We start from the raw sequence: 19,141 nt of genomic DNA, 5'->3' as shown, positions 1-19,141 counted from the left end.
TTACGCGTCGCGGGCGAGCGGCTCGGTGCCGAGCAGCGCGTCGACGAACTGCGCCGGGTCGAACGGGGCGAGGTCGTCCTTGCCCTCGCCGAGCCCGACCAGCTTGACGGGGATGCCGAGCTTGCGCTGCACGGCGATGACGATGCCGCCCTTGGCGGTGCCGTCGAGCTTGGTCAGCACCACCCCGGTCACGTTGACCACCTCGGTGAAGACCCGGGCCTGCTCCAGGCCGTTCTGGCCGGTGGTGGCGTCGAGCACCAGCAGGGTCTCGTCGATCGGCCCGTGCTTCTCCACGACCCGCTTGACCTTGCCCAGCTCGTCCATGAGGCCGACCTTGTTCTGCAGCCGGCCGGCGGTGTCGATCAGCACCGTGTCGACGCCGGTGTCGATGCCGCGCTTCACCGCGTCGAACGCCACGCTGGCCGGGTCGGCGGCCTCCGGGCCGCGGACGGTCTCCGCGCCGACCCGGCCGCCCCACGTCTCCAACTGGTCGGCGGCCGCGGCGCGGAACGTGTCGGCCGCGCCGAGCAGCACGCTGCGGCCGTCGGCGACCAGCACCCGGGCGATCTTGCCGCAGGTGGTGGTCTTGCCGGCCCCGTTGACGCCGACCACCAGCACCACCGCCGGCACCCCGTCGGACGGCGCGGTGCGCAGCGACCGGTCCAGGGCCGGGTCGAGGGCCTCGACCAGCTCGGCGGCGAGCAGGGCGCGCAGCTCGTCGACGGTGCGGGTGCCCAGCACCCGGGTCCGCTCGCGCAGCCGGTCGACGATCTGGCGGGTCGAGTCGATGCCGACGTCGGCGGTGATCAGGCTGTCCTCGATCTCCTCCCAGGTGTCCTCGTCGAGCCGGTCCCGACTGAGCAGGCCGAGCAGGCCCTTGCCGAAGGCGTTCTGCGAACGGGACAGCCGGGACCGCAGCCGCACCAGCCGGCCGGCGGTCGGCTCGGGCACCTCGACGGCGGGCGGCGCCTCCACCACGGGCGGGGGCTCGACCAGGATCCCCGTGGCGAGGTCCGCCTCCGGCGCCTCGACGGGCGGCCCGGCGAGGTCCTGCCCGGCCCGGGTGTCCACCTCCGTCTCCGGCAGCGGCGGTTGCGGGCGCCGACGCAGCCGCGGCACCACCAGCCCGAGGCCGCCGAGGATCAGCACGCCGAGCAGGGCGAGCGCGATGAGGAGGTATTCCGTCATGCCGAAATCCTGTCAGATGCCGGCGACGACGTCCCAGCCACCGCTACCGACGGGGGTGCGAGCTGCGGGTACGCTCGCGGCGGCCAGGGGTGGCGCGACGGCCGACCGGGTAGAAATGATGAGATCGTCTCGTCTCCTGGAGGTTCCCCATGCCGGCTCCCCGCCTGCTCATCGGCCCGCTGCTGCGCCGGGTCGTCGGCACGCGGGCCACCGTCTGGGTGGAGACCAGCGCGCCCGCGACGGTCCGGGTCCGCACGGCCGACGGCGCCGAGGGGGTCGCGACCACCTTCTCCGCGTACGACCACCACTACGCGCTCGTCGTCGTCGAGGGGCTCACCCCGGACAGCGCGACGACGTACGAGGTGCTGATCGACGAGGAGCTCGCCTGGCCGGAGCCCCGGTCCGCCTTCCCACCCAGCGTGATCCGCACCCGCGCCGCCGACGACCGGGACCAGCCGGTGCGCCTGGTCTTCGGCTCCTGCCGGGAGACCACCCAGCACTCGACCGCCCGCAAGCTGCCCCCGGACGCGCTCGACGCGTACGCCCGGCGGTTGATGGCCGACCCGGGCCGGGCCGACGCCCAGCCCGACCTGCTGGTGCTGCTCGGCGACCAGGTCTACGCCGACGAGACCTCGCCGACGGTGCGGCGGCTGCTCAAGCGGCGGCGCAGGCGGCCGGAGGGCGCCCCGGCGACGCAGGTGGTCAGCTTCGACGAATACACCAAGCTCTACCTGGAGTCGTGGCGTGACCCGGAGATCCGCTGGCTGTTCTCGACCGTGCCCAGCGTGATGATCTTCGACGACCACGAGGTGATCGACGACTGGAACACCTCCGCGTCGTGGCGCGACGACATGCGCGCCCAGCCCTGGTGGGCCGAGCGGATCGGCAGCGGCCTGGCCTCCTACTGGGTCTACCAGCACCTGGGCAACCTCGACCCCGACGAGATCGCCGCCGACCCCGTCTACCGGAAGGTCACCGCCGCCGCGTCGGACGCCACCGAGGTGCTGCGCGAGTTCGGCGCCCGGGTCGACAGGGAGGCCGACGAGGCGCACGACACCGAACGCTGGCGCGCGGTGCAGTACCAGTGGAGCTACGCCCTGGACCTGGGGCGCACGCGGCTGGTGATGCTCGACAACCGGTGCAGCCGGGTGCTGGAGCGGGGCAACCGGGCGATGCTGCCGCCCGGCGAGTGGTCCTGGTTCCTCGACCGGGCGCACGGCGTCTACGACCACCTCGTCGTCGGCGCGTCGCTGCCCTGGCTGCTGCCGCCGGGCATCCACCACGTGGAGGCGTGGAACGAGAAGCTCGCCGACTCCCGGCACCGCTGGGTGGCCGGGTTCGCCGAGCGGCTGCGCCGGGCGCTCGACCTGGAGCACTGGGCGGCGTTCCGCCGTTCCTTCGACGCCCTCGGCGCGCTCTTCGCGCGGCTGGGCAGCGGCCCGGCCGGGCACACCGGCGACCGGGTCGGCGCGGGGCCGGCGTACCCGCCGCCGGCGTCGATCAGCGTGCTGTCGGGCGACGTGCACCACTCGTACGTGGCCCGGGCCCGTTTCCCCGACCCGGCGGTGCACACCCCCGTGCACCAGCTCACCTGCTCGCCGATCCACAACCAGGTGCCGGCGGCGATGCGCCCGCTGATGCGGCTGGGCTGGTCGCCGGGGCCGGCCGGGGCCACCCGCGCGCTGGCCCGCTGCGCCGGGGTACGCCGCCCGAGCGTGCGCTGGCGCAAGCTGGCCGGCCCGTACTTCGGCAACGCGGTGGCCACCCTCGCCCACACCGGACGCACCGCCGACGTGACGATCGAGGGCACCACCGGCGACGGGCACCTGCGAACGGTGTTCCGAAGGCGGCTCGCCTCCGAGGGCTGAGCCCGTCGCGCCCGTACCCTTGCGGCGTGGACGATCATTCCCCGGAGATCCTGCGGTTCGTCGAGCACGAGTTGACCGCGCTGCTGCGCCGGGGCCGCTCGCTCTCCTTCGAGGTCGCCCGCGAGGTGCACCCCGACCTGGACCAGAACGCGTACGGGCTGCTGCTGTGGCTGCGCCGGTCGGACGCGACCCGGCTGACCGACCTGTCGGCCCGGCTCGGGATCAGCAAGGGAACGCTCAGCCGGCAGATCAACGGCCTGGAGGCGCTCGGGCTGGTGCGCCGGGAGCCCGAGCCGGAGGACCGCCGGGCGTGGCGGCTCACCCTGACCGAGGAGGGGCAGCGCCGGTTCGACGCCGCCCGGGCGACCCGGCTGGCCATGTTCCGGCGCATAGTGGAGAGCTGGTCGAGACGGGACGTGGAGGACTTCGGCCGCCTGCTGCGCCGCTTCAACGACGCCCTCGACTGAGGTGCAAGGAAGGGCCCCCTGTTAACGCTTTCTGTATAGGAAGGGCCCCTTCCTAACACCCCGCGTCGCGCCGGACGGCGGCGCAATGCGGTGGCCGCTGTCGGGGGTAGCCGCCAGGATGGGCGGATGACCTGGAGAGCACCGCAGACCACCCGCAGCGACGCCCCGTTCGTCGGCGACGAGCGCACCATGCTCGACGGCTGGCTGGACTACCACCGGCAGACCCTGCTGCTCAAGTGCGCCGGGCTGACCGCCGAGCAGTTGCGCACGCCCAGCGTCGAGCCGTCCGGGCTGAGCCTGCTCGGCCTGGTGCGGCACCTGGCCGAGGTGGAGGCGTGGTGGTTCCGGGAGTGCTTCGCCGGGCAGCGCGTCGACTACCCGTACTTCACGCCGGAGAACCCCGACGCCGACCACGACGTCAGCGCCGCCGACGCCGAGGCCGACCTCGCCACCTATCACCGGGAGGTCGGCCTCGCCCGCGCCGCCGCGGCGGGCCGCTCCCTCGACGAGACGTTCACCGAGGTCGGGCCCAAGAAGCGCACGTTCAGCCTGCGCTGGGTCTACCTGCACATGATCGAGGAGTACGCCCGGCACAACGGCCACGCCGACCTGATCCGGGAACGCATCGACGGCGTCACCGGCGAGTGACGGCCCCCGGGGCCGGCGAGTGACAGAACCCGGGGCCGGCAGCCCGCCGGCCCCGGGACGACCGCTCAGTACGCCAGGGCCGCCCGCAGGTAGCGCAGCCCCGACGGCCCGTCCCACCGGTACGCCGACAGCCCGGCCGCCCGCGCGCCCCGGATCGCCCAGTCCTCGTCGTCGACGAACAGCACCCGGGCCGGCGGGGTGTCCAGCGCCGCGCAGGCGGCCTGGAAGTATTCCTTCGCCGGCTTGTGCACCCCGACGACGGAGGAGTTGACCACCACGTCCAGCTCGTCGGTCAGGCCCAGCGCGGCGAGGTCGGTGTCGAGCAGGTCGGTGCCGTTGGTGCCGAGCCCGACCCGTACGCCGGCCGCCCGCACCTCGCGCACGAACGCCAGCACGTCGGGGTCGACCTCGCCCCGGTAGCGCTGCCACTGTTCCACGGCGGCGCGGGCGCGCTGCTCGCCGCCGGCCGAGTCGGCCAGCGCGTCGGCGACGCTGGCGACCCAGTCGGCGTGGCTGACCTGGCCGGTGAGCACCGGCTGGAGGCGTCCCCAGTGCATGGCGATCTCGGTGAGCACCCCCGCGGCGAGGCCGTAGTCCCGTTCCACGCCGGCGGCGACCGCCGGGTCCCAGCGCCGCAGCACCCCGTCGAGATCCACCAGGAGCGCCGTCGCGCGTTCCCGAGCCACTACTGTTTCTCCTCGCCGCGGCCGTGCCGCTGGTCGTCGCCGTCCCGGCCGACGCCGCCGTCGACGGCGGCGCGGGCGGGCCGCGTCTGTTCCCCCTCGGCCCGGTTGAGCCGCTGGCTGATCACCTGGGTGACCCCGCTGCGCATGGTCACCCCGTAGAGGGCGTCGGCGATCTCCATCGTCCGCTTCTGGTGCGTGATGACGATCAGCTGACTCTTCTCCCGCAACTGTGCCAGCAGCGTGATCAACCTGCCCAGGTTGACGTCGTCGAGGGCCGCCTCGACCTCGTCCATGATGTAGAAGGGGCTGGGCCGGGCCCGGAAGATCGCCACCAGCATCGCCACGGCGGTCAGCGACCGCTCGCCGCCGGAGAGCAGCGACAGCCGCTTGATCTTCTTGCCGGGCGGCCGGGCCTCCACCTCCACGCCGGTGGTGAGCAGGTCCTCGGGGTCGGTGAGGATCAGCCGCCCCTCGCCGCCGGGGAAGAGCACCGTGAAGACCTGCTCGAACTCCCGCGCGGTGTCGGCGAACGCGCTGGCGAAGACCTCCAGGATGCGCTCGTCGACGTCCTTGACCACGGTCAGCAGGTCCCGGCGGGTGGCCTTGAGGTCCTCCAGCTGCTCGGAGAGGAACTTGTAGCGCTCCTCCAGCGCGGCGAACTCCTCCAGCGCCAGGGGGTTGACCTTGCCGAGCAGGGTCAGCTCGCGTTCCGCCTTCGCGGCCCGCTTCTCCTGCACCGGCCGCTCGTAGCGGACCGGCTCGGGCACCGGCAGCCCGTCCCGCTCGGCCGCCGCCACGTCGGCCTGGGTCGGGGGTACGGGCTGCGTCGGGCCGTACTCGGCGAGGAGCGTCTCCACGTCGAGGCCGAAGTCCTCGGCGGCCTTGGCCTCCAGCTGCTCGATGCGCAGCCGCTGCTCGGCGCGGGCCACCTCGTCCCGGTGCACCTGGCTGGTCAGCCGCTCCAGCTCCGCGCCGAGGCGCTTCGCCGCGCCGCGTACCTCGGACAGCTCGGCCTCGCGGGCGGCCCGCTCGCGCGCCACGGCGTCGCGGTGCTCCTCGGCCCGCGCGATCGACACGGCGAGCCGGGCCAGCGCCTCGCGGGCGCCGCCGGCCACCGCGCGGGCGATGGTCGCGCCCCGGGCGCGGGCCGCGCGTCGGGCCGCCGCGCGTTCCCGCGCGGCCCGCTCGGCGGCGGCCTGCCGGCGCAGCGAGTCGGCCCGGCCGGCGATCGAGGAGACCCGTTCCTCGGCGGTACGCACGGCGAGCCGGACCTCCATCTCGTTCTGCCGGGCCTGCGGCACCATCGCGGCGAGCTGGTCGCGTTCGTCCGTGGACGGCTCGGCGTCGATCGGGGTGGCCTCGGCCAGCCGCAGCCGCTCCTCCAGCTCGGCCAGGGCGGCGAGGTCCCGTTCCCGGGCCGCCTCGGCGCGGGCGCGGGACTCGCCGAGCCGGTCGGTCTCCGCCTTCGCCGACCGGGCGGCGGCGCCCAGCTCCGCCAGCCGGCGGGCGGCGGCGTTGCGGTGGCTCTCGGCCTCCCGCTTCGCGGCGGCGGCGTGCTGCACGGCCTCCTTGGCGGCGGCGACCTCGGCGCGCGCCTCGACGAGTTGCTCGCGCAGCTCGGCGGCGGTGCGCTCGGCGGCGAGCCGGTTGCCCCGGGCCTCCTCGACGGCGGCCTGCACCTCGATGAAGCTGGGTGCCTTCGCCGACCCGCCGGCCGCCGCGTACGCCCCGACGACGTCGCCGTCGGGGGTGACCGCGCGCAGCTCCGGGTTGTCGGCGACCAGCTCGGCGGCGGCGGCGAGGTCGTCGACGACGGCCACGTCGCGCAGCGCCCGGTGCACGGCGGGGCGCAGCTCGGTGGAGCACTCGACCAGGTCGGGGGCCCAGCGGGCGTGCGCGGGCAGCTTCGGGCGCAGGGCGTCGGCGCCGCCGGTCATGCCCGGCCCGGCGGGGCTGCCGACGAGCAGGCCGGCCCGCCCGGCGTCGGAGATCTTGAGCAGCCGCATCGCCTCGACGGCCTCGTCGACGCCGGTGACCGCGACCGCGTCGGCGAGCCCGCCCAGCGCGGCGGCGAGCGCGGCGGAGTGGCCAGGGGCGACGGTGAGCAGCCCGGCGAGGCTGCCGAGCAGGCCGGGCACCTCGCCGGCGCGGGCCAGCAGCGCCCCCGCGCCGTCCTTGCGGCGCAGGCCGATGGCGAGCGCCTCCTCGCGGGCCTTCTGCGTGGCGGCTTCCTTCTCGGCAGCCCGTTCCGCGTCGGCGAGCGACCGGGCGGCGGCCTGCGCCCGCTCCTGGGCGGCGACGGCCTCGGCGTGCCGGTCGTCGAGGTCGGCGTTGTCCCGGTCGGCCTCGGTGGACTGCTCGGCGACGGCGTCCAGGTCGGCCTGCGCCTGCTCGGCGCGGGCGAGGGCGTCGGCGTGCGCGGCGGCGAGCCGCTCGATCTCCTCCCCCGCGCTGGTGGTGCGGGCGCGGGCGGAGTTGACCTGGCCGGTGAGCCGGGCCAGCCCTTCGCGCCGGTCGGCGATCGCCTTCGCGGCGGCGACCAGCTCCCGTTCGGCGGCGGCGAGCTGCCGTTCCAGCTCCTGCCGCTGTTCGACGGCCTCGGCGAGGCGGATCTGGTCGTCGGTGAGCGCGCCGCGCAGCTCCTCCTCCTGCTCGCGGACCCGCTCCGCCTCGGCGTCCAGCTGGTCGGGGTCGCGGCCGGGGCGCTCGTCGTCGGGCGTGGCGGTGAGGTGGCGCAGCCGCTCGCGGGCGAGCTGCTCGACGGAGCGGAACCGCTCGGAGAGCGCGGAGAGCTTGTACCAGGTGTCCTGGGCGGCGGCGAGCAGCGGCGCGTCGGAGGCGAGGGCGGCCTCCAGCTCGCCGAGCCGGCCCTGCACCTCGGTGTGCTCCGCCTCGACCTCCTGGCGTCGCTCCCGCGCGGCGCTCTCGTCGGCGATCTCCCGGTCCAGGGTGGCGCGCAGGGTGTGCAGGTCGTCGGCGAGCAGCCGCAGCCGGGCGTCGCGCAGGTTGGCCTGGATCGCGGCGGCGCGGCGGGCCACCTCGGCCTGCCGGCCCAGCGGCTTGAGCTGGCGGCGCAGCTCGGCGGTGAGGTCGGTCAGGCGGTTGAGATTGGTCTGCATCGCGTCGAGCTTCCGCAGCGCCTTCTCCTTGCGCTTGCGGTGCTTGAGGACGCCGGCCGCCTCCTCGATGAACGCCCGCCGGTCCTCCGGCTTGGCGTGCAGCATCCCGTCGAGGCGGCCCTGGCCGACGATGATGTGCATCTCCCGGCCGATGCCGGAGTCCGACAGCAGCTCCTGGATGTCGAGCAGGCGGCAGGAGTCGCCGTTGATCTCGTACTCGCTCTCGCCGGAGCGGAACATCCGGCGGGTGATGGAGACCTCGGTGTACTCGATGGGCAGCGCGCCGTCGGTGTTGTCGATGGTGAGGGTGACCTCGGCCCGGCCCAGCGGGGCCCGCCCGGCGGTGCCGGCGAAGATGACGTCCTCCATCTTGCCGCCGCGCAGCGCCTTGGCGCCCTGCTCGCCGAGCACCCAGGCGATGGCGTCGACGACGTTGGACTTGCCGGAGCCGTTCGGGCCGACCACGCAGGTGATCCCCGGCTCCAGCTTCAGCGTCGTCGCGGAGGCGAAGGATTTGAACCCCTTCACCGTCAGGCTCTTGAGATACACCTTCTCGATCCTCGTCCGGTGGCCGCCGAGCGTCGTGGGCTGCGCGGACCTGGTGAACCCGCAGACTAACCCGGTCTCGCCGGCGCTCGGGCACGCGACCCGCCCCGGGCCCGCGTCGGCGGCCGGCCGGGACGCCGCGTACCGGTTTTCCCGGTACGGATCGGACGGCCTCGGCCGAGGCCGAGCTTGATCAATTATTCAAGATCAGAAAATGGTACGGGGAAAATTGCCCCGGACATGGCTGCGCGCCGGCACATAAGTGTCGGCGCGCGATTTCTGCGTGGTGCGATTCAGTTGTCGGACCTACTGGAGATCAGGTCAGCGCCGGCTCGGCCAGCCGGAGGAGGTCGTCCGCCTCCGCCGCAGCCGCCGCAAGCCGATCGTTCTCGGCACGCAGGCGCGTGATCTCGAACTCCAGAGCCTGAACCCTGGACCGCAGTCGGGTGACCTCGTCGAGCAGACGCCGATCGGGCGCTGCACCTACGTGGCCGTAGAGGGCCTTCGCCATGCTGACTCCTTGATATGCGCTGCCGGAAAGGCCGGACCAACGCGCGCCCACTCGTTCGCGGCTGTCATTCCCAGCGATTCTGGGCACGACCGGGCGCGACTGGCGACACCTACATATTGAGCCGACAACCCGTCATTCGTCAAGTTACCGCAGGCCGTAGATCATCTTCACGTCGGCCGGGCCGCTTGTCGGTGGCTGCCACAAGGCGCGGACACGCTCTGTCCGGACGCGTTAACTGTACGCCCGGGAACAACGGAACTCACCCCACGCGAACCGCTTTCGTCTTAACTCTTTCTTAGCCACGTTGCCGCAGCTTGCGGCGCGCCCGTACGGTCACCCCGGCCCGCAACCGACCCATGGAGGCGACAGGCGTGTACGGCTGGACCGACCCGAACGACCCGGAGGGCGCGCGGTGGCGCCAGGAGCCCCCGGCCGACGAGCCGGCCTGGCTGACCGACCGCCCGGCGCCACGGTCGACCTACCTGTTCGGGGACGAACCGGACCAGCCGAGTGACCAACGGCACACCGACCAGCCCCCTGCGCCGCCGGCCGACCGGCCGTGGGCGGGCGAACCCACCGCCCGGTGGCACTCGCCGGAACAGCCGAACGGGCAATGGCACGCACCGGAACGGGCCTCCGACCAGTGGTATCCGGCCGACCAGCCGGCCCCGGCGGCGGAGCACACCAGGGCGCTCCCGATCGTCGAAGGCCCGGTCGTCGCCGGCCCGACCGTGGGCTCGGCCACGCCGGCCGCCGGGCAGCCGGCCGACCTCGCCGCCCGTCGCGCCGACACCGCCGCGGGCAGCGGCGAGGGGCGGCACCGGCCCGCCCGTCGGCTCCCGCGCCCGCTGCTGATCGGTGGCGCCGCCGCGGCGGCCACCCTGGTGGTGAGCCTCGGGGTCGGCGCCCTCGTGCTGCCCGGCGGGGACGCCCCACGGACCGACCCGGCCGCGGCCGACGCGCCGGTCGCCGCGCCCGCCGACCCGGCCGACCCGACCTCGGCCGGTCCGTCGCCCTCGCCCTCGCCGAGCGCCTCGCCGACCAGCGCCAGCCCGTCGCCGTCGCCGAGCCGGACCGCCAAGCCGACCCCGAAGCCCAGCCGGACCACCGCCGCGTCGCGGAGCAACCAGCGCAGCAGCGCCCCCGCCACGCCCCGCGTCGCCGCCGCGCCGGGCGTGAGCGCGCAGGCGCAGGAGGTCGTCAACCTGGTCAACGCGGAGCGGGCCAAGGCCGGGTGCGGCGCCCTGAAGATCGACGACAAGCTCATGGCGGCGGCCCAGGCGCACAGCCAGGACCAGGCCGACCACCGGAAGATGACGCACGACGGCAGCGACGGCAGCGACGTCGGCGAGCGGCTCGACCGGGCCGGCTACGCCTGGCGCGCGTACGGCGAGAACGTCGCGTGGAACCAGCAGACCCCGGCCGCGGTGATGGACGCCTGGATGAACAGCCCGGGGCACCGCGCCAACATCCTGAACTGCTCCTTCACCGAGATCGGCGTCGGCGTCGCCAACAGCAACGGGCCGTACTGGACGCAGGACTTCGGCACGCCGCGCTGACCCGGCCCGGACGTGGCCCCCGGGACGGGGAGAGGCGAGTCGTCCCGGGGGCCACGCTCGTTTGACCCGGTGAGGCGCGCCGGGGCGGTGCCCTGGGCGGCGGGTCCGCCTCGGGGCGACCGGCGGCCGGTCCGCTGCGGGCGGCCGGTGGGCGCACCCGCCTCCGGGCGGTTCGACGCCGCCCGCGACCTGCGGAGCTGCCGATGCGGATCGGGCCGCCGTCGCCCCGCGTCGGGCGCGCGTCGCGCCGACTGCTGCGCCTGCTCGTCGCGCTGGCGCTGCTGACGACGGCGTACGGCTGCCGGGCCGTGGTGACGCCGCCGGGCGCGCCCACCCCGTGGCCGCCCGGCCAGGCCCGGCACTGGCGCTGGCAGTGGCAGCTCAGCGGCCCGCTCGACACCACGGTCGAGGCGGACGTGTTCCTGCTCGACCCGGTGCGTACCACGAGCACCGAGACCGCGGCGCTGCGCGGCCGGGACCGCCGGCTGGTCTGCCAGGTCGGCGTCGGCGCGTACGCGCGGACCGACCCGGACGCCGACCGGTACCCGCCGGAGGTCGGCGGCGCGGCCGGCCGGTCGCCCGGCAACCGGTGGGTGGACGTGCGGCGGTGGGACGTGCTGGAGCCCATCCTGGCCGACCGGCTGCGGCTGTGCCGGGGCAAGGGCTTCGGGGCGGTGGCCCTCGCCGACGCCGACGGCTACGCCCACCCCACCGGCTTCGACCTGGACTTCGACGACCAGCTGCGGTTCAACCGGCGGGCCGCCGCCCTGGCCCGCTCACTGGAGTTGTCCCCCGGCCTGCTCGGGGACGTGGCGCAGGTGACCGCCCTCGCGCCGGACTTCGACTTCGCCGTCAACGAGGAGTGCGTCCGGCTGCGCCAGTGCGCGAAGCTGCTGCCGTTCGCGGACGCCGGCAAGCCGGTGTTCCACGTCGAATACACGGGCGACCCGGACGAGTTCTGCGTGACCACCCTCGGCTACGGCTTCGCCTCCATCCAGAAGCGGCGCGAGCTGGACGCGTGGCGGGACGCCTGCCCGGACGCCCCGCCGGCCCCGGCGCGGGGCGGGACCGGCGGCCCCTGAGCGGGTCAGCCCCGCAGCGCGGCCCGGGGCCGGGGCTGGCAGCGGGGGCAGCTGTACGAGGAGCGGTTCATGAACGCCTCCCGGCGCAGCGGCGCGCCGCACCGCGGGCACGGCTCACCCTCCCGCCCGTACGCGTTGAGCGCCCGGTCGAAGTAGCCGCTCTCGCCGTTGACGTTGACATAGAGGGCGTCGAAGCTGGTGCCGCCCTCTTTGATCGCCTCGCCGAGGACGTCCCGGACGTGGCCGAGCAGCCGCTGTGCGACGGGCGCGGTCAGCTGGTCGGTGGGCCGGGCCCCGTGCAGCTTCGCCCGCCACAGCGCCTCGTCGGCGTAGATGTTGCCGACCCCGGAGACGAGGGTCTGGTCGAGCAGCGCCCGCTTCACCTCCGTGCGCCGCCGGCGCAGGGCGGCGACGAAGGCGCTGTCGGAGAACTCCGGGTCCATCGGGTCCCGGGCGATGTGCGCGATCTCGGGCGGCAGCTCGGCCCCGCCGGAGGAGACCGCCAGCCCGCCGAACGTGCGCTGGTCCACGAAGCGCAGCTCGGGGCCGTCGTCGGCGAACCGGAACCGGACCCGCAGGTGCAGCTCGTCGGCCGCCGTCGCCGGCTGGAGCAGGAGCTGACCGGACATGCCGAGGTGGCCGACGATCGCGTCGCCGCTGTCCAGCGGCAGCCACAGATACTTGCCGCGCCGCCGCACGTCGAGCACCGTCCGCCCGGCGAGCACGTCGGCGAAGTGCGCCGGCCCGGCCAGGTGCCGGCGCACCGCCCGGGGATGGCGCACCTCGACGCCGACGATCCGGCGGCCGGTGACCCACTGGGCCAGGCCCTGCCGGACGGTCTCGACCTCGGGCAGCTCAGGCACGGTTCGCCTCGCCGGCCGCCGGGGCGTCGGCGGGCCCGCCGGCCGGGGCGTCCGCGGGCTCACCGTCGGCGGCGACCAGCGCCGACGCGCCCACGGCGCCCGCCGCGTCGACCTCGACGACGCCCACGACGTCCGTGCCGTTGACCGCGCCCGGCTCGACGGGCCCGTCCGACGCCTCGGCGGCGACCCGCTCCCGTTCGGCCTGCTCCCGTTCGGCCTGCTCGGCCCGGTCCCGTTCGGCCTGGGCGGTCAGCTCCCGCCAGGCCGACTCGGCGGCCCGCTGCTCGGCCTCCTTCTTGCTGCGCCCCTCCGCCCCGCCGTACCGGTTGCCGGCGACCACCACCCAGGCGGTGAACGTCTTGAGGTGGTCCGGCCCGGTGCCCTCGATGCGGTATTCGGGCACGCCCAGCCCGAGGGCGGCCGTCAGCTCCTGGAGGCTCGTCTTCCAGTCCAGCGCGGCACCCCGCCCGGCCGACTCGGCCATCAGCGGGTCGAACAGCCGGTGGATCACGATCGCGGCGGTGTCCAGGCCGTACTGGAGGTAGATCGCGCCGAGCAGGGCCTCCAGGGTGTCGGCGAGGATGCTCGCCTTGTCCCGGCCGCCGGTGCTCTCCTCGCCCTTGCCCAGCAGCAGGTACGCGCCGAGCCCGTCCGGGCCCAGGCCCCGTGCCACGTCCGCGAGCGCCCGCATGTTGACCACACTCGCCCGCAGCTTGGCCAGCTGGCCCTCCGGCAGGTCGGGATGGTTGTGGAACAACGCGGTCGTGATCACCACGCCGAGGACCGAGTCGCCGAGGAACTCCAGCCGCTCGTTGGTGGGCAGGCCGCCGTTCTCGTACGCGTACGAGCGGTGGGTCAGCGCCCGCTCCAGCAGCTCCGCGTCCAGCGAGACCCCGAAGGCGGCCTCCAGGTGACCGATGGGCGCACGCCGCCGCTTGTCGATGGTCATGATGCGGTTACCTCTCGGTTCACGACCGGGCGGCGCGCGCCGGGCGCACCCGCCGGTGCCGGCGCGCCGACGCGGCCGGTCGGGACGGTACGGGCGGTCACAGGCTCACCTCGGTGTCGGTGGTGCGCTCGGTGTGGTCACCGGGCTGTGCGGAGGTCTCCGGGGCCACCCCGGCCGGGCCGGCGCCGCCGGGGACGCCGAGCAGCACGGAGACGGTGTCGGTGGCCCGCCGACGCCACAGGTGGGCGGCCAGGGCGATGCCGGAGGCGACGTCCTGGCCACGGGCCGCGCCGTGGCAGACCACCACCGTGCCGGCCACCCCGAGCAGGGCGGCGGCCCGGGGGGCACCGCCGCCGGGCGGGGGCCCGCCGGCCATCGCGTACGCGCCCTCGATCGCCTTCAGCAGCACGTTGCCGGTGAACCCGTCGGTGACCACCACGTCGGCGCGCAGGCCGGAGGCGATGTCGTACCCCTCGACGAGGCCGACGTAGCGCGCGGCGCAGGGCAGCGGCGCGGCGGCGAGCGCCAGGTCGGCGCTGCGGCGCAGCCGGTCCCCCTTGCCCGCCTCGGTGCCCACCGACAGCAGCCCGACGCGCGGCTCGACCACGCCGTGCGCGACGGCCGCGTAGGCCGCGCCGAGCACGGCGTGCCGCGCGAGGGTGGCGGGGCCCGGCTCCAGGGAGCCGCCGACGTCGAGCAGCACCACCGGTCCGGCGACCGCCGGCAGGGTCGCGACCAGGGCCGGCCGGCGCACGTGCGGCCACCGGCCGAGGCCGAGCGCCGCCGCGGTGACGGTCGCGCCGGTGGAGCCGGCGGAGACCATCGCGTCGGCGAGGCCGTCGCGGACGGCGGTGGCCGCCGTGCGTACGGTGCTGTCGGCGCGGGCGGCGACCGGGTTCTCGGCCATGCCGACGGCGGCGCGCACCGGCCGGACCGTGACCCGGGCGCGTTGCGCCGGATCGAGCGCACCGATCAGCTCGTCGGCCACCTCGGCGGGGCCGACGAGCAGAAGATGCAGGTCCGGGTCGGCGCGCATGGCCCGCAGAGCGCCGTCAACCACGACGGCGGGAGCATCGTCCCCGCCGAGGAGGTCAACGGCGATCCGCGCGGTGCCCGGCTCCAGCGGGACACCGGCCGGAACGGGCCGGCCGGCGACGGCGGGAGCCGGGGCACCGGGCGATCGCCAGGATGCGCGCGCCACCCGACCGGGGGTCGGGGGCGTCACTCGGCGTCCAGGTCAGACCTCGAGAACCTGGCGGCCGTTGTACGTGCCACAGACGGAGCACGCGGCGTGCGGCAGCTTCGGGGACTTGCACTGCGGGCAGGCGGTGGTCGCCACCACGGTCGCCTTCCAGTTCGCCCGGCGGGACCGGGTGTTGCTGCGCGACATCTTGCGCTTCGGGACGGCCACGGTTCCTACTCCTCTGTACGGTTCAGTTGCGACAGGCCCGCCCAACGCGGGTCGATCTGCTCGTGACTGTGGTCGGCCGGCAGATCGTCCCAGTGCACCCCGCACTCGGGGCACAACCCTGGGCAGTCCTCCCGGCAGAGCGGGTTGGTCGGCAGCATGAGCACCACCGCGTCCCGCAGCGCCGGCTCCAGGTCGATCAGATCGTCCTGCATCCGGCCCACCTCGTCCTCGTCGGTCGTGGCGTCCGTGGTGCTGTTCTCGTACGCGTACAGCTCCTGGACGGGCACGGCCACCGAGTCGTCGATCTCACGCAGGCAACGCCCGCACTCGCCCTTGACGCGACCGCTCACGGTCCCGGAGACGAGCACCCCCTCGGACACCGACTCCAGCCTCAGGTCGAGGTCGAGGTCCGCGCCCTCCGGCACGCCGATCAACTCCACGCCGAGGTCCTTCGGTGCCGGGACGACCCGCCGGAGCGTACGCAACGCGCCAGGGCGACGCGGCAGGTCCCTCGTGTCGAGGACCAGCGGCGCCTTGGGGTTGAGTGATGAAGGCGAGTGTTTGGGCATAGTCAGACTCCGGCCGGTGAGAGGCCGACAAAAAAGGTTACCTGGACGACCGCCGGACCGTCGAACCGGGGGCGACGCCCGCCCCGCCTGTCGGCTGCTGAGGTGCCGCTCAGAAGGGTAACGGGCGCTCCGCCTCGTCCCCACCGAAGGTGCCGATCTCGCGCAGCGCGTGCATCTTGTCCCGCCCGCGCTCGATGGAGGCCAGCGCCCGGGTGAGGAACTGCTCGAAGTTGGCCAGCGCGGTGTCGACGTAGTCGTCGACCTCCTCGCGCAGCCGCTGCGCCTCGGCGCGGGCCTCGGCGATGATCCGGGCGCCCTCGTGCTCGGCCGAGACCGTGATCTCGTTCACCGACACCAGGCGGGCGTGTTCCGCCTCACCCTCGCTGATGATCCGGTCGGCCTCCCGCTTGCCGGCCTCCATGATCTTGTCCCGCTCCCCCAGCAGGGCCGCCGCCCGGCGCAGGTCGGCGGGAAGGTCGGCGCGCAGCTCGTCGAGCGCGGCGATCATCTCGCCCCGGTCGACCATGCAGTTGTTCCGCGACATCGGGACGGAGCGGGCCTGCTCCACCATGGCGATCAGTTCGTCGATGCGGTCGAGCGGGTCCACCGGTACCTCACTCCTGTCGTCGTCGGCCGACCTACATGATGCGGGCTACGGCCGGGTTCCCGCTCGAACCATCATGTCGCGCCCCGGCCACCGCCCGCCGATCCACCCCGCCCGGCGCGTCGTGTCGCGGCCGGTCAGGGCGCCGTGTCGCGGCCGGGCGGGGTCTTCACACCCCGCCGTCCAGGTCGTCGGCCGGCGGCCGAACCGGTCGTCACGCCCCGCCGGTCAGGTCGTCGGCCGCCGGTCGGGCCGGGGTCGTCTCCCCGCCGGTCAGGGGCGCGGCGGCGGGCCGAGCCGGACCTGGAGGGCCTCGCGGACCAGGTCGGGGACGTGGGCGGAGACGTCGCCGCCCCACTTCGCCACGTCCTTGACCAGGCTGGAGGAGAGGAAGGAGTAGAGCGGGTTGGTCGGCATGAACAGCGTCTCGACGCCGGCCAGGCCGATGTTCATCTGGGCCATCTGCAGCTCGTAGTCGAAGTCGCTGACCGCCCGCAGGCCCTTGATCAGGACGCTGGCCCGCTGGGCCCGGCAGAAGTCGACCAGCAGGCCCCGGAAGGACGCGACCCGCACGTTGTCGTACGAGGAGGTGACCTCGCGGAGCATCTCGATCCGCTCCTCGACGGTGAACAGGCCGCTCTTGGACTGGTTGACCAGCACGCCGACGATCACCTCGTCGAAGAGCCGGGCGGCCCGCCCGATGATGTCGAGGTGTCCATTGGTGACCGGGTCGAAAGAGCCGGGACACACCGCACGTCTCATGATCGGCGACCGTACCAAAGGGTGGTCTCGCCGTAACGGCGGCTGCGCTCGGCAGTGACGCCCTCCACCCAGTCGACCGGGCCGCTCCGGCTGGAGCGCTCCACCACCACGAGGGCGTCCGCCGCCAGCCAGCCGCCGTCGACCAGCGCGGCCAGCATCGCGGTGACGTCGGCATCGGGTACGGCGTACGGGGGGTCGGCGAAGACCACGTCGTACGGCCCGCCGTCCGGGCCGGCCGCCAGCACGGTGGCGACCTTGCCGGTGACCAGTCGCGCGGCCGGGGCGGCCCGCAGCGCGGCGATGTTCTCCCGCACCACGCGGGCGGCGCGCGGGTCGGACTCGACCAGCAGGACGTGCGCCGCCCCCCGGGACAGCGCCTCCAGGCCGACGGCGCCCGATCCGGCGTACAGGTCCGCGAAGCGCGCCCCGGCCAGGTCGACGTCGGCCTGCACGGCGCTGAACAGCGCCTCCCGGACCCGGTCGGAGGTGGGCCGGGTGCCGGCGCCGGGAGGCGCGGCGATGCGCCGGCCGCCGAGCGTCCCGGCCACGATCCGGGTCACCGACTGCTCCTGCTCATGCCCCGACGCTACGCGACGCCGGCGCCGGGGCGGGCGGCACCGTGTGTACCACCAGCGTCCCGATATGATCACGTTTCGTATATCAATGATCTCAAATTGATAACATCACCCTTAGGGCTATCTGAGCGCTGTAACGGTCGGCGCGTTCTCGCTAGGGTCTGCCGGGTGCCGGCTGCGCTCCGCCGGCCCACCCGGCGCCGGGAGGCGTCGTCGCGGGCGCGCCTCACCGGCCGCGACCGCTGACCGCCGTTGCCCGCGCCGCGCCCTGACGTTTCTTCACCCCGGGAGTACGCGTGATCCGTCCCAAGCTGTCGCCACGGCGGCCGCTCGTCGTGGCCGCCGCCGCCCTGGCCGGCCTCGCCACGGCGTTCGCGGCCTCGTCGCCGGCCCTGGCGACCAGCCCTTCGCCGTCGGCGTCGGCGACCGCCACGGCGTCGCCCAGTCCGACCGTCACGCCGACCTCGCCCGCCCCGGAGGGGCCGGCCTGCGTCAGCGCGGCCGACGCCCGCTACACGCACACCTTCAAGGGCAAGCGCGGCGAGGCCAGCATCACGCTGGTCAACGGCCCGCTCTGCGAGGGCCAGGAGCAATCCTTCGCGCTGGTGTCCTACGTCGCCCCGTCGGCGAAGGTCGCCTTCCCCCAGTACGTGCTGGACAAGTCGGTCAAGAAGTTCACCGGCGTCGGCGCGGGCGAGCTGGGCGTGGCCACCCTCGACTTCAAGGTCGAGGTTCCGCAGTGCTACACCCAGGTCGACTTCGTCTTCGGTGACGAGATCATCGACCCGCTCACCGACAACGGCTCGCGGTACGGCCACCGCAAGGTCGGCAGCCCCAAGGCCCCCGGCTCCCAGTCGACGGGCAAGCCCCAGGAGGCCTGGTACAACGGCGGCTCCGAGACCTGCAGCCCCGCCCCCGAGGTCATCGCCGAGTCCGACTGCGAGGGCAACGTCGAGCTGACCCTGGTCAACCGCAGCGGCAACGCGGCGGCGGCGTTCACCATCACCGGCAGCGGCGGCTACACCGAGACCGTCTCCGTGCCGATGCGCAAGATCGAGACCCGCAAGCTGAACCCCGGCCAGGCGCAGGAGCTCAAGGTCACCGCCCCCGGCATGGAGGACTTCACCGGCGGCTGGGCCAAGCCCGAGGACTGCCAGGAGCCCGAGGCCGGCGAGCCCGACGGCGGCTACGAGTCGACCTGCGACGAGCTGATCTTCCGGATCGCCAACCCGGAGAACGGCGCGACCCTCACCTCGACCTTCACCCCGAGCACCGGCGAGCCGAAGACCGTCACGGTCGAGGCCGGCCGCGACGTCACCGTCACCTTCCCGGCGAGCCCGGGCCTGACCGTGACCGTCACCGGTGACCTCGCCTCCGGCGAGGCGATCAAGTGGGAGCAGCCGAAGGACTGCGAGGACGGCGAGGAGGGCGGCTCCGGCGGCGGCGACCAGGAGGGTGGCCTCCCCGTGACCGGCGCGGCGGCCGGCGGCATCGCCGCCGGCGCGGTGGCCCTGCTCGCGGTCGGCGCGGTGCTCTTCGTGATGGCCCGTCGTCGGCGGATCCGCTTCACCGCCTGATCGGGCCACGGCCTGAACTGATCTGACGCACCTGCGAGGGCGCGTCGACCACCCGGTCGGCGCGCCCTCGCCGTGTGTCTGGTGACGGTCGGCGGGTGGCGGGTGCCTCGCGTCTCGATCGCGGATCGCGGGCTGTCATGTCGGCGACATGGCGGTA

The 19,141-nt window shown here is 74.6% G+C and carries 17 protein-coding genes and 1 pseudogene; 6 read left to right on the top strand and 12 right to left on the bottom strand.

Annotation, left to right across the window (positions count from 1 at the left end):
* Positions 1-1,188: a signal recognition particle-docking protein FtsY gene (ftsY, locus tag GA0070558_RS01340; RefSeq protein WP_091274573.1), complete on the bottom strand. Its 1,188-nt coding sequence runs from the start codon at positions 1,186-1,188 to the stop codon at positions 1-3.
* 149 nt (positions 1,189-1,337) lie between these two features.
* On the opposite strand from ftsY, the gene GA0070558_RS01335 reads away from it, so the two are divergent.
* The 3 genes from GA0070558_RS01335 (at position 1,338) to GA0070558_RS01325 (ending at position 4,171) form a co-directional block, all read left to right on the top strand.
* A complete protein-coding gene (locus GA0070558_RS01335; protein WP_091274570.1) occupies positions 1,338-3,056 on the top strand; it encodes an alkaline phosphatase D family protein in 1,719 nt (572 codons plus the stop codon).
* Positions 3,057-3,082: 26 nt separating this feature from the next.
* Positions 3,083-3,523: a MarR family winged helix-turn-helix transcriptional regulator gene (locus GA0070558_RS01330; protein WP_052503669.1), complete on the top strand. Its 441-nt coding sequence runs from the start codon at positions 3,083-3,085 to the stop codon at positions 3,521-3,523.
* Between the two features lie 126 nt (positions 3,524-3,649).
* Complete coding sequence (locus GA0070558_RS01325; RefSeq protein ID WP_091274567.1) at positions 3,650-4,171, top strand: DinB family protein; 522 nt, start codon at positions 3,650-3,652, stop codon at positions 4,169-4,171.
* 65 nt (positions 4,172-4,236) lie between these two features.
* Here GA0070558_RS01325 and GA0070558_RS01320 read toward each other — a convergent pair whose 3' ends face one another.
* The 3 genes from GA0070558_RS01320 to GA0070558_RS01310 all read right to left on the bottom strand — a co-directional run bounded on the left by GA0070558_RS01320 (position 4,237) and on the right by GA0070558_RS01310 (position 9,033).
* A complete protein-coding gene (locus tag GA0070558_RS01320; RefSeq protein WP_091274564.1) occupies positions 4,237-4,857 on the bottom strand; it encodes an HAD family hydrolase in 621 nt (206 codons plus the stop codon).
* Positions 4,857-8,525 (bottom strand): chromosome segregation protein SMC, encoded by a 3,669-nt coding sequence (gene smc / locus GA0070558_RS01315; protein WP_256091689.1) that lies wholly within the window; start codon positions 8,523-8,525, stop codon positions 4,857-4,859. The genes GA0070558_RS01320 and smc overlap by 1 nt, the downstream gene beginning before the upstream one ends.
* 313 nt (positions 8,526-8,838) lie before the next feature.
* Positions 8,839-9,033: a hypothetical protein gene (locus tag GA0070558_RS01310; RefSeq protein ID WP_036374707.1), complete on the bottom strand. Its 195-nt coding sequence runs from the start codon at positions 9,031-9,033 to the stop codon at positions 8,839-8,841.
* A gap of 356 nt (positions 9,034-9,389) precedes the next feature.
* Between GA0070558_RS01310 and GA0070558_RS01305 the strand changes: the two genes are divergently transcribed.
* Positions 9,390-10,592, top strand: a complete 1,203-nt coding sequence (locus GA0070558_RS01305; RefSeq protein ID WP_091274562.1) for a CAP domain-containing protein — start codon at positions 9,390-9,392, stop codon at positions 10,590-10,592.
* Between the two features lie 203 nt (positions 10,593-10,795).
* Entirely contained in the window at positions 10,796-11,674 is an 879-nt protein-coding gene (locus GA0070558_RS01300; protein ID WP_091274560.1) for an endo alpha-1,4 polygalactosaminidase, read from the top strand.
* A 5-nt stretch (positions 11,675-11,679) separates the two neighbouring features.
* Here GA0070558_RS01300 and mutM read toward each other — a convergent pair whose 3' ends face one another.
* The 8 genes and pseudogenes from mutM to rsmD all read right to left on the bottom strand — a co-directional run bounded on the left by mutM (position 11,680) and on the right by rsmD (position 17,392).
* Positions 11,680-12,537 carry a bifunctional DNA-formamidopyrimidine glycosylase/DNA-(apurinic or apyrimidinic site) lyase gene (mutM, locus tag GA0070558_RS01295; RefSeq protein WP_077936611.1) on the bottom strand — a complete coding sequence of 286 codons (858 nt, stop codon included), beginning with the start codon at positions 12,535-12,537 and terminating at the stop codon, positions 11,680-11,682.
* 223 nt (positions 12,538-12,760) lie between these two features.
* Positions 12,761-13,486, bottom strand: a pseudogene (gene rnc / locus GA0070558_RS01290) (ribonuclease III); the annotation flags it as partial.
* A gap of 97 nt (positions 13,487-13,583) precedes the next feature.
* Positions 13,584-14,609, bottom strand: coding sequence for a phosphate acyltransferase PlsX (locus tag GA0070558_RS01285; protein WP_091274798.1), 1,026 nt, complete (start codon positions 14,607-14,609; stop codon positions 13,584-13,586).
* Between the two features lie 114 nt (positions 14,610-14,723).
* Positions 14,724-14,897 (bottom strand): 50S ribosomal protein L32, encoded by a 174-nt coding sequence (gene rpmF, locus GA0070558_RS01280; RefSeq protein WP_043962315.1) that lies wholly within the window; start codon positions 14,895-14,897, stop codon positions 14,724-14,726.
* Positions 14,898-14,902: 5 nt separating this feature from the next.
* Positions 14,903-15,466 (bottom strand): YceD family protein, encoded by a 564-nt coding sequence (locus GA0070558_RS01275; RefSeq protein ID WP_043962314.1) that lies wholly within the window; start codon positions 15,464-15,466, stop codon positions 14,903-14,905.
* Positions 15,467-15,575: 109 nt separating this feature from the next.
* Positions 15,576-16,073 carry an SPFH domain-containing protein gene (locus GA0070558_RS01270; RefSeq protein WP_043962313.1) on the bottom strand — a complete coding sequence of 166 codons (498 nt, stop codon included), beginning with the start codon at positions 16,071-16,073 and terminating at the stop codon, positions 15,576-15,578.
* Positions 16,074-16,343: 270 nt separating this feature from the next.
* The gene (gene coaD / locus GA0070558_RS01265; RefSeq protein ID WP_043962312.1) at positions 16,344-16,832 is read right to left on the bottom strand and encodes a pantetheine-phosphate adenylyltransferase; all 489 of its coding nucleotides are present in this window, start codon (positions 16,830-16,832) and stop codon (positions 16,344-16,346) included.
* Positions 16,829-17,392: a 16S rRNA (guanine(966)-N(2))-methyltransferase RsmD gene (gene rsmD / locus GA0070558_RS01260; protein WP_043962311.1), complete on the bottom strand. Its 564-nt coding sequence runs from the start codon at positions 17,390-17,392 to the stop codon at positions 16,829-16,831. Before rsmD ends, coaD begins: the two co-directional genes overlap by 4 nt.
* A gap of 311 nt (positions 17,393-17,703) precedes the next feature.
* On the opposite strand from rsmD, the gene GA0070558_RS01255 reads away from it, so the two are divergent.
* Positions 17,704-18,984: a hypothetical protein gene (locus GA0070558_RS01255; RefSeq protein ID WP_091274553.1), complete on the top strand. Its 1,281-nt coding sequence runs from the start codon at positions 17,704-17,706 to the stop codon at positions 18,982-18,984.
* Positions 18,985-19,141 lie beyond the last annotated feature (157 nt).

It is taken from the genome of Micromonospora haikouensis (genome assembly GCF_900091595.1).
Taxonomy (GTDB): domain Bacteria; phylum Actinomycetota; class Actinomycetes; order Mycobacteriales; family Micromonosporaceae; genus Micromonospora; species Micromonospora haikouensis.
Note: the sequence above shows the minus strand (reverse complement) of the source record. Positions and strands in the feature narration are given on the sequence as shown.